The organism is Streptomyces sp. NPDC059456 (assembly GCF_042750055.1).
In the GTDB taxonomy this organism is placed as follows: domain Bacteria; phylum Actinomycetota; class Actinomycetes; order Streptomycetales; family Streptomycetaceae; genus Streptomyces.
This window is the reverse complement of record NZ_JBHYVA010000318.1, coordinates 1-9,234: the sequence shown is the minus strand read 5'-3', so window position 1 is coordinate 9,234 and position 9,234 is coordinate 1. Positions and strand designations below refer to the sequence as shown.

The 9,234-nt window shown below is 73.0% G+C and carries 7 protein-coding genes; 5 read left to right on the top strand and 2 right to left on the bottom strand.

What is annotated here, in order from left to right; all coding sequences use genetic code 11:
* From ACFXA3_RS24925 to ACFXA3_RS24915, 3 genes are all read left to right on the top strand, one after another.
* The coding region (locus tag ACFXA3_RS24925; protein WP_385190315.1) for an alkaline phosphatase family protein at positions 1-1,752 on the top strand (1,752 nt) is incomplete at its 5' end.
* 74 nt (positions 1,753-1,826) lie between these two features.
* On the top strand, positions 1,827-3,242 hold the full coding sequence (locus tag ACFXA3_RS24920; RefSeq protein WP_385190313.1) for an amino acid permease: 1,416 nt from the start codon (positions 1,827-1,829) through the stop codon (positions 3,240-3,242).
* A 55-nt stretch (positions 3,243-3,297) separates the two neighbouring features.
* Complete coding sequence (locus ACFXA3_RS24915) at positions 3,298-3,738, top strand: SRPBCC family protein (protein WP_385190311.1); 441 nt, start codon at positions 3,298-3,300, stop codon at positions 3,736-3,738.
* Between the two features lie 149 nt (positions 3,739-3,887).
* On the opposite strand, the gene ACFXA3_RS24910 is transcribed toward ACFXA3_RS24915, so the two are convergent.
* Positions 3,888-5,477, bottom strand: coding sequence for an RNA polymerase sigma factor (locus ACFXA3_RS24910; protein WP_385190309.1), 1,590 nt, complete (start codon positions 5,475-5,477; stop codon positions 3,888-3,890).
* A 226-nt stretch (positions 5,478-5,703) separates the two neighbouring features.
* The gene (locus tag ACFXA3_RS24905) at positions 5,704-6,465 is read right to left on the bottom strand and encodes a class I SAM-dependent methyltransferase (protein ID WP_385190306.1); all 762 of its coding nucleotides are present in this window, start codon (positions 6,463-6,465) and stop codon (positions 5,704-5,706) included.
* A gap of 311 nt (positions 6,466-6,776) precedes the next feature.
* On the opposite strand from ACFXA3_RS24905, the gene ACFXA3_RS24900 reads away from it, so the two are divergent.
* A complete protein-coding gene (locus tag ACFXA3_RS24900; protein WP_385190318.1) occupies positions 6,777-7,622 on the top strand; it encodes a bifunctional 5,10-methylenetetrahydrofolate dehydrogenase/5,10-methenyltetrahydrofolate cyclohydrolase in 846 nt (281 codons plus the stop codon).
* Positions 7,623-7,764: 142 nt separating this feature from the next.
* Entirely contained in the window at positions 7,765-9,054 is a 1,290-nt protein-coding gene (locus ACFXA3_RS24895) for an NADH:flavin oxidoreductase/NADH oxidase family protein (protein WP_385190304.1), read from the top strand.
* The last annotated feature ends 180 nt before the right edge of the window (positions 9,055-9,234 follow it).

The following is a 9,234-nucleotide window of genomic DNA, read 5'->3' as shown; positions in this document are numbered from 1 at the left end:
CGCGTCGGTCAGGCCACCGGGCCGGCCGGGCGCCCCGGGGGGCGCCGGGGCCGGCCGGGAATGGGCGGGCCGGGCCCCGGGGCGAGCGCGCCGGGCCTGGTGTTCCTCCAGCTCGACGGCGTCGGGTACGAGACGCTGCGCCGCGCGGCGGACAGCGCCCTGATGCCGACGGTGGCCGGCCGGCTGGCCGCCGGCCACCGCATCATGCCCTGGCGCACCGACTGGTCCAGCCAGACCGGCGCGAGCCAGCTCGGCATCCTGCACGGCTCCAACCACGACGTGCCCGCCTTCCGCTGGTACGAGAAGGACAGCGGCGAGGTGGTGGTCTGCAACCGGCCCAGCAGCGCCGCCGAACTCCAGCGCCGGGCCATCGCGCGAACCGGCGACGGCGGGCTGCTGACCCTCGACGGGGCCAGCCGGGGCAACCTGTTCAGCGGCGGCGCCGACCAGCTGGCCCTGGTCCTGTCGGTCTCGGCGCGGCGGGGCCGGGCGAACCGGTCCCGCGCGGGCTACTTCGCGTACTTCTGCGACCCGGCCAACGCGGTGCGCACCGCGCTGTCCTTCACCGCCGAGGTCGTCCGGGAGATCGGCCAGTCGGTGCGGGCCCGGGTGCGGGGGGACCGGCCGCGGGTGGCCCGCGGCGGGCTGTACCCGCTGATCCGGGCCTTCGCGACGGTCGTCGAACGGGACGTCGTCGTGGCGGCGGTGATCGGCGACATGCTCGCGGGGCGCGCCGCGGTCTACGCGGACCTGGTGGCCTACGACGAGGTCGCCCACCATTCGGGCCCGCAGGGCCGGGACACCGACCGGGTGCTGGCCCGGCTGGACCGGAGCCTCGCGCTGATCGCGCGGGTCGCCGAGCACGCGCCCCGGGAGTACCGGATCGTGCTGCTGTCGGACCACGGCCAGAGCCCGGGGGAGACCTTCCTGGGCCGTTACGGGCTGACGCTGAAGGACCTGGTCCGCGCGGGCTGCGGGCTGCCGGTCTCCCGTCGGGCGGGCCGTACCCGCAGCGGAGCCGAGGCCCGCGCGGCGGTGCTCGCGGCCCTGCACCGGCCGGTGGAGGAGGATGCGGGGGCCCACCCCGGGCGGGGCCCGGACCCGGTGGTGCTGGCCTCGGGCAACCTCGGGCTGATCTCCTTCCCGGACCTGCCGGGCCGGGCCTCGCGGGAGCGGATCGAGCGGGCGCACCCGGCCCTGCTGGCGACCCTGGCCAACCATCCGGGGATCGGGTTCCTGCTGGTCGACGGGCAGGTGCTGGGTCCGGACGGGGCGGTGGCCCGCCTCGACGAGCCCGGTGCGGCGGAGGAGCTGCTGGCCCGGTTCGGCCCGGGCGCGGCGCGGGCGGTCCGCCGGACCGATTCCTTCCCGCACGCGGCGGACGTCATGGTGAACTCGGCGTACGACCCGCGGACGGGTTCGGTGCACGCCTTCGAGGAGCAGATCGGCTCGCACGGTGGCCTGGGCGGTGAGCAGGGCCTGCCGTTCCTGATGTGGCCGACGGAGCTGTCGGAGCCGGATGCCGACCTGGTGGGCGCGGAGGCGGTGCACGAGGTGCTGCGCCGCTGGCTGCGGGAAGCGGACGGCCCTCAGGTGCCGCTGGCCGTGCCGCTGGCCGCGCCGGTGGGCGGGTCGGTGGGCGGGATGGTCGCGGATCCGGCGGGGCAGCCGGCGGAGGAACCCCCGCTCACGGGCGAAAACGGCGGAAGCTTTCCTTCCGCAGGGGTGCCCGCGCAGGACGAAAACCATTGATTTGGTGCGGCTTTGGGCTTGCCCGACGATATGTCGACCTGTCCGGCATATGAAACACCCGAGGCGCACCACCCGTGAGCTCCACCCTGCACGCCCCCGCCCCGACGCCCGCCCCGGCCCCGGAGCCGGCCCCGACGCCGGCCCCCGAGCCGGCCGGCCCCCACGCCCGGCGCTTCGGCCTGCCGATCGCGACCTGCCTGGTCATGGGCAACATCGTCGGCGGCGGCATCTTCCTGCTGCCGGCCTCGGTGGCACCGTTCGGCACGATCAGCCTGGTCGCCTTCGGCGTGCTGACCGCCGGCGCGATCGCCCTCGCCCTCGTCTTCGGCCGGCTCGCCGAGCGGCTCCCGCAGACCGGCGGCCCGTACGTCTACGCCCGCGCCGCGTTCGGTGACTTCGCCGGCTTCCTCGCGGCCTGGAGCTACTGGATCACCGCCTGGGTCTCGAACGCGGCCCTCGCGGTGGCGGCCGTCGGCTACCTCACCGTGCTCTTCCCGGCGATCGGCGGGCACAAGGCGGTGATGTGCCTGGCCGCCCTGGCCGTGCAGTGGCTCCCCGCGCTCGCCAACCTGGCCGGCACCCGGTACGTCGGCGCAGTCCAACTGGTGGCCACCGTGCTGAAGTTCGCCCCGCTGCTGCTGGTGGCCGTGGGCGGGCTGTTCTTCTTCGACCCGGCGAACCTCGGCCCCTTCCGGGCCACCGGCCAGAGCCCCGTCGGCGCGGTCTCCGCGGCCGCGGCCATCCTGCTCTTCAGCTACCTCGGCGTGGAGTCGGCCGCGGTCAGCGCGGGCGAGGTCCGCGACCCGGCCCGCAACGTGGGCCGGGCCACGGTCCTGGGCACCGTCGGCGCGGCCGCCGTCTACCTGCTGGGCACCCTCTCCGTCTTCGGGCTGGTCCCCCACGAGAAGCTGGTCTCCTCCGAAGCCCCCTTCACCGACGCCGTCGACGCCATGTTCTCCGTGGGCGGAGGAGCCGGTGGTTCATGGGGCGGCACCCTCGTCGCCTGCGCGGCCGTGATCTCGATGCTCGGCGCCCTCAACGGCTGGACCCTGCTCAGTGCGCAGACCCCGTACGCCGCCGCCCGCGACGGGCTGTTCCCGAAGGTCTTCGAGACGAAGAAGCGGGGCGTCCCGGTGGCCGGCGTACTCGTCACCGTCGTCCTGGCCTCCGGCCTCACGGTCTACAACTACACGTGGGGCTCGGGCGGTGTCTTCGAGATGCTCGTCCTGGTCACCACGTTCACGGCGACCGTCCCGTACCTGCTCTCCACCGCCGCGCAGATCCACTTCCTGCTCACCGGGCAGTCCGAACGCGTCCACCGCGGCCGCCTGGTCCGCGACGGCGTCCTGGCCTGCCTGGCGTTCGGCTTCTCGATGTGGCTGGTCGCCGGCTCCGGCTACGCGGCGGTCTACCAGGGCGTCCTGTTCCTGTTCGCGGGCGTCCTCTGCTACGCCGTGATGTCCGCGCGTAAGCAGCGCGTCACCGCCTGACCCCCGCGCGGTAGCGTGGAAAGGGAGGACACGCAGGGGGCAGTAAGGGGTCGCCATGTCCGCGATCAGAGAAAGCATCGACATTTCCCGCAGTCCCGAAGACGTCTTCGCGTACATGACGGACCCCAGGCACCTGCCGGAGTGGCAGAACAGCGCCGTCTCCGCCCGCCCGCTCGACGGCGCCCCCCTCCACGTCGGCTCGAAGATCGCCGTCACCCGGCGCCTGGGCAAGCGCAGGTTCCCGATGACCATGGAGGTCAAGGAGCTCGACCCGCCGCACAGCTGGCGCCTGCGCGGCGTCGACGGACCCGTGCGCGGCGACGTGCGCGCCACCGTCGAATCCCTCGGCGGCGGTACCCGCTCGCGCCTGACCCTGGACCTCGACTTCGAGGGCCACGGCATCGGCAGGGTGATCGCCCCGCTCGTGGTGAAGCCGTACGCCCGCAAGGAGATGCCGCGCAACGAGGAGAAGCTGAAGCACCTGCTGGAGCACTGAACGAAAGCCGCCGGCGGGCGGCAGCCTCCCGCGCACCGGTCCGGACGGACGAGGTACGGACGAGGTACGCGCAAGCCCGCGCCGTACCGGCGGCACGCGTCGTGTTCCGTGACGCGGCGCCGTACGACGCGGGCTGTCGTCCCGACGGTTTAGTCGAGGTAGTCGCGCAGCACCTGCGAGCGGGACGGGTGGCGCAGCTTCGACATGGTCTTGGACTCGATCTGACGGATGCGCTCACGGGTGACCCCGTACACGCGGCCGATCTCGTCCAGGGTCTTCGGCTGGCCGTCGTTCAGGCCGTAGCGCATCGAGACGACGCCCGCCTCCCGCTCGGAGAGCGTGCCCAGGATCGACTGGAGCTGCTCCTGGAGGAAGGTGAACGACACCGCGTCGGCCGGGACGACCGCCTCGGAGTCCTCGATGAGGTCACCGAACTCGCTGTCGCCCTCCTCACCCAGGGGGGTGTGCAGGGAGATCGGCTCGCGGCCGTACTTCTGGACCTCGATGACCTTCTCGGGGGTCATGTCGAGTTCCTTGCCCAGCTCCTCCGGGGTGGGCTCGCGGCCCAGGTCCTGGAGCATCTGGCGCTGCACGCGGGCGAGCTTGTTGATGATCTCGACCATGTGCACCGGGATGCGGATGGTGCGCGACTGGTCGGCCATGGCACGCGTGATCGCCTGCCGGATCCACCAGGTCGCGTACGTGGAGAACTTGAAGCCCTTGGTGTAGTCGAACTTCTCCACCGCGCGGATCAGGCCGACGTTGCCCTCCTGGATCAGGTCCAGGAAGAGCATGCCGCGGCCGGTGTAGCGCTTGGCCAGCGAGACCACGAGACGGAGGTTGGCCTCCAGCAGGTGGTTCTTGGCGCGGCGGCCGTCCTCGACGAGGATCTCCAGCTCGCGCTTGAACGCGGGCTTGTGGTCCTCCTCCTCTTCGAGCTTGTACTCGGAGAACAGACCCGCCTCGATGCGCTTGGCGAGCTCGACCTCCTGCTCGGCGTTGAGGAGCGGCACCTTGCCGATCAGCTTCAGGTAGTCCTTGACGGGGTCGGCGGTGGCGCCGGCCACCATGACCGTCTGCGCCGGGGCGTCGTCCTCGTCGTCGTCGGACAGGACGAAGCCCTGGGTGCCGCCGGCCTTGGGGGCCTCCTCCTCGACGTCGTCGACGAGGTCCTCGGCGGCCCAGTCCTCGCCCTCGACGGCCGGGTTCTCACCCTCGTCGGCGTCCTTGGCGCTGGTCTTCTTGGTCGCGGCGGTCTTCTTCACCGCGGTCTTCTTCGCGGCGGTCTTCTTGACCGTCCGCTTCTTCGGCTCGGCGACGGCACCGGCCGTCGCCTCGTCCTCGGTGGCCGCGGCCGGCGACGTGGATATCGTCGCCGCGGTGGCGGGGACCGCGCTGCTGGCCGAGGCCTTGCGCGCACCGATGGGGCGCGGCGGGGCGACAGCCTTCTTCGTCACGGTGCGGGCGGGCGCGGCGGCCGCCTTGCGGGGCTTCTTCGCGGCAGCCTTCGTGGCGGGGGCGGCGCTGACGTGCAGCGCCACACCCTCCTCGTCCAGGACCTGGTTCAGGCTGCGCAGGACCCGCTTCCACTGGTCCACCGGGATGCGGCCGGCCTCGAAGGCCTGGCGCACGTCGTCACCGTTGATGTGACCCTGCTCGCGGCCGCGCTCGACGAGCGCGACGAGGGCCTCCGATTCGGCGATCTCCGGAGGGAACGTACGGGACGGGCTGAGCGACACAAGGAGCCTCTCGTTGCGAACAGATAAGGAGTGAGCGGGACATCATCGCGCGGACTCGGGAAACAGACCCGAGGGGGGTCTGTATTCCGGGGCCGCGCGAGGACACCTGTCGGTTCATCGCATGCCCGAGTCGATTCGTTACGCGCTGAATTGAGTGACCTGCGCCACGCTGTGGGCGGGCAACCGATCGGCCGTGGATCCGTCCGCGCCCCGGAGGCCGTTCCCGTCAGCCCGTTTTGCGGGCTTCGATGAGGAAACGGGCGGTATGCGCCACGAACGGACCCTCGCGTTCGATCTGTTCGTGGAGCTCGCGCAGCCGGTCCCGGTACTGCCCGACCGTGAAACCGGGCACCATCCAGATCACCTTCCGGAGAAAGTAGATCACGGCTCCGATGTCGTGGAACTCCGTTCGCAGTCTTTCCGAGCGCAGATCGACGACGTCGAGGCCGGCCTTGGTGGCGTCGGCGACCGCGTCGTCGGGGTGCCGGCCGCGCCGGACCTCCTCCGGCTGGGGCCCGAGGAAGTACTCGACGAGTTCGAAGACGCTCGCCGGACCGACCTGCTGCGAGAGGTACGTGCCGCCGGGACGCAGGACCCGGGCGATCTCCTCCCACCAGATCGTCACCGGATGCCGGCTCGTGACGAGCTCGAAGGCCTCGTCGCCGAACGGCAGCGGGGGCTCGTCGGCGTCCGCGACCACGACCGCGCCCAGCGGGTGCAGCAGCCGGGTCGCCTTGTCGATGTTCGGCGGCCAGGACTCGGTGGCCACCATCAGCGGGGGCAGGGTCCCCGCACCGGCGAGCACCTCGCCCCCGCCGGTCTGGATGTCGAGGGCCGACCGGACCCGGGCCAGGCGCTCGCCCATGAGCCCCTGGTAGCCCCAGGAGGGGCGCTGCTCGGTGGCCCGGCCGTCGAGCCAGGAGAAGTCCCAGCCGTCCACGGAGACCGACTCGGCCTCGGCGACGAGATGGTCGAAAGTACGCGTCATGTCTCGATCGTCCCAGGTGGGGCGCCGGTGATCCACCGATTTGGCCGGATCTCCGGCTCCCGGGCGCCGTCGCGGGCCCCGGATCCGTCGGCGAGGTCCGCGACGGAGGTCCATTACAGTGGAGGGCGGGCCGTGACTGGCGTTCGGGTGGATCACCACCGGGGAGCGGCCCGGCGCACCTCCCGTGCGCCCGGCGTACCCCGGGTACGCCGACTGCCGCGCGCCTGGGCGAACCGCGATCCCGCAGCGACGCCCAGGAGACCCCCGTGACGACCGCCCAGACCGTTCAGCCGGCCCAGACCGCCCGTCTCATGGACGGCACCGCCCTCGCCCGCCGCATCTCGGAGCAGACCGCCGTCCTCGCGGCGAAGATCACCGAGCGCACCGGCACCGCTCCCTGCCTGGCCACCGTCCTCGTCGGCGAGGACCCGGCCTCCGTCACGTACGTACGGATGAAGCAGAACCGCTGCGCCAAGGCCGGGATCACCTCCCGCCACGTGGAGCTCCCGGCCGAGACCACCACCGAGGAGCTCGTCGCCGCCCTCACCGCCCTCTCCGAGGACCCGGAGATCAGCGGCATCCTGCTCCAGCACCCGGTGCCGCACCACATCGACGAGCGCGCCGCCTTCGAGGCCATCGCCCCCGGCAAGGACGTCGACGGCGTCACCATGCACTCCTTCGCCGCCATGGGCTTCGGGCTGCCGGGCTTCGTCTCCTGCACCCCCGGCGGGATCATGCGGCTGCTGGCCGAGTACGACGTGGACCTGACCGGCAAGCACGCCGTCGTCGTCGGCCGCAGCGCGATCCTCGGCAAGCCGGCCGGCATGCTGCTGCTGGAGCAGAACGCCACCGTCACCTACTGCCACTCCCGCACCGTGGACCTGCCGTCGGTCGTCCGCCAGGCCGACGTGCTCGTCGCCGCCGTCGGCAAGGCCGAATTCATTCGCGGCGAGGACATCAAGCCGGGCGCCGTGGTCCTGGACGCCGGCTACAACGAGGGCAACGTCGGCGACGTCCACTTCGAGTCGGCCGCCGCCCGCGCCTCCCTGATCACCCCCGTCCCCGGCGGCGTCGGCCCGATGACCATCGCCGTCCTGCTGGAGCAGACCGTCCAGGCGGCCGCCGCCCAGGCCGGACTCGCGCTCGCGGAGCTCTGACCCGCCCCGCACCACCGTCGTACGCGAACGCCCCGGGCCGATCGGCCCGGGGCGTTCGCATGCCGAGGGTGTCCGGTTTCTTTCGGTGCAGCGGCCTGCCGGAGGCCGGTCAGGGGGCGGTATCTTTGCGCCGGGGCGCGGGATGACACGTGCAACACGTTTCCTGGGGGAACTGTCGATGGACCTGTTCACGCCACTGCAGCTGCCGGGCGGGACGACCTTGCCGAACCGGCTGGCGAAGGCCGCCATGGAGGAGAGCCTCGCCGGGGCGGGCCAGCTGCCGGACGCGCGCATCGAGCGGCTCTACCGCCGCTGGGCACGCGGCGGCGCGGGCCTGCTGATCACCGGCAACGTGATGGTCGACCGGCGGGCGCTGACCGCGCCGGGCACGATCGTCCTCGACGCGAGCTCCCCGCTCGGCCCCTTCCGCCGCTGGGCCGAGGCCGCGTCCTGCGGCGGCGGCCGGGTCTGGATGCAGATCAACCACCCGGGCCGGCAGGTGGGCTCCGAGATGCCGGGCACGGCCTGGGCGCCCTCGGACATAGGGGTGAGCCTGGGCAAGCACACCAAGCGCTTCGCCCGTCCCACCGCGATGACCGAGGCCGACATCGAGGCCACCGTCGCCCGGTTCGCGGTCACCGCCCGGCGGGCCGAGGAGGCCGGCTTCGACGGCGTGCAGATCCACGCCGCCCACGGCTACCTGCTGAGCCAGTTCCTCTCCCCGCTGGTCAACCGGCGCACCGACCGCTGGGGCGGCAGCCTGGAGAACCGGGTCCGGCTGCTCACCGAGGTCGTCCGGGCGGTCCGCGCGCAGGTCGGCTCCGGCTTCGCGGTCGGGGTCAAGCTGAACACCGCCGACTTCCAGCGCGGCGGCTTCGACACCGAGGACGCGGCACGGGTCCTGGCCGTCCTGGGCGGGCTCGGCGTGGACCTGGTCGAACTGTCCGGCGGCAGTGTCGAGAGCCCGGCGACCCTGGGCCGCACCGCCGATCTGCGGACCCTGGAGCGGGAGGCGTACTTCCTGACCTTCGCCGAGCAGTTCCTGGACTCGGCCACGATTCCGCTGATGCTGACCGGCGGGATAGGCCGCCACGAGACCGCGCGCAGGGTCCTGGCACGCGGGGTGTCCGTCGTGGGGCTCGCCTCGGCCCTGGCGTTCCGGCCCGACCTGCCGGCCCGCTGGCGCGCCGGGGAGGACGTACGGGTGCGGGTCGAGCGGCTGCGCTGGAAGGACCGGGACCTGGCCGGCGCCGGACAGCTGGCCTTCGTACGGTTCCAGCTGCACCGGCTGGCCCGCGGCCTGGAGCCGCGCCCGGAGGCCTCGCCGCGGGCCGCGTTCGCCCTCGACCAGCTCCAGCACTGGCGCCGGGTGCGGGCGTACGGGGCCTGGCTCGCCCGCAACCCCGAGCCCGAGGAGGCCCTCGCCGGCTGACACGGGGGTCGGCTGACACGGGGCGCCGCCCGCGCGGCTCGCCCGCGCGGCTCACCCGCGGTTCAGGGAAGGGCCGGGTCCCGTCGTACCGCCGCCACGATGGGGGAGGTGCGGAACTCCCGGGCCAGTGCCGCCAGCGGCCGGGAGTCCAGCCGGTATGGCTCGGGCAGCCCCGGGTCC

What these genes read in the sequence shown, in the direction of transcription:
- ACFXA3_RS24915 (WP_385190311.1), top strand. Translation starts at nt 3,298, where the DNA reads ATGTCCGCGATCAGAGAAAGCATCGACATTTCCCGCAGTCCCGAAGAC.
- ACFXA3_RS24905 (WP_385190306.1), bottom strand. Translation starts at nt 6,465, where the DNA reads ATGACGCGTACTTTCGACCATCTCGTCGCCGAGGCCGAGTCGGTCTCC.
- ACFXA3_RS24900 (WP_385190318.1), top strand. Translation starts at nt 6,777, where the DNA reads ATGGACGGCACCGCCCTCGCCCGCCGCATCTCGGAGCAGACCGCCGTC.
- ACFXA3_RS24895 (WP_385190304.1), top strand. Translation starts at nt 7,765, where the DNA reads ATGACACGTGCAACACGTTTCCTGGGGGAACTGTCGATGGACCTGTTC.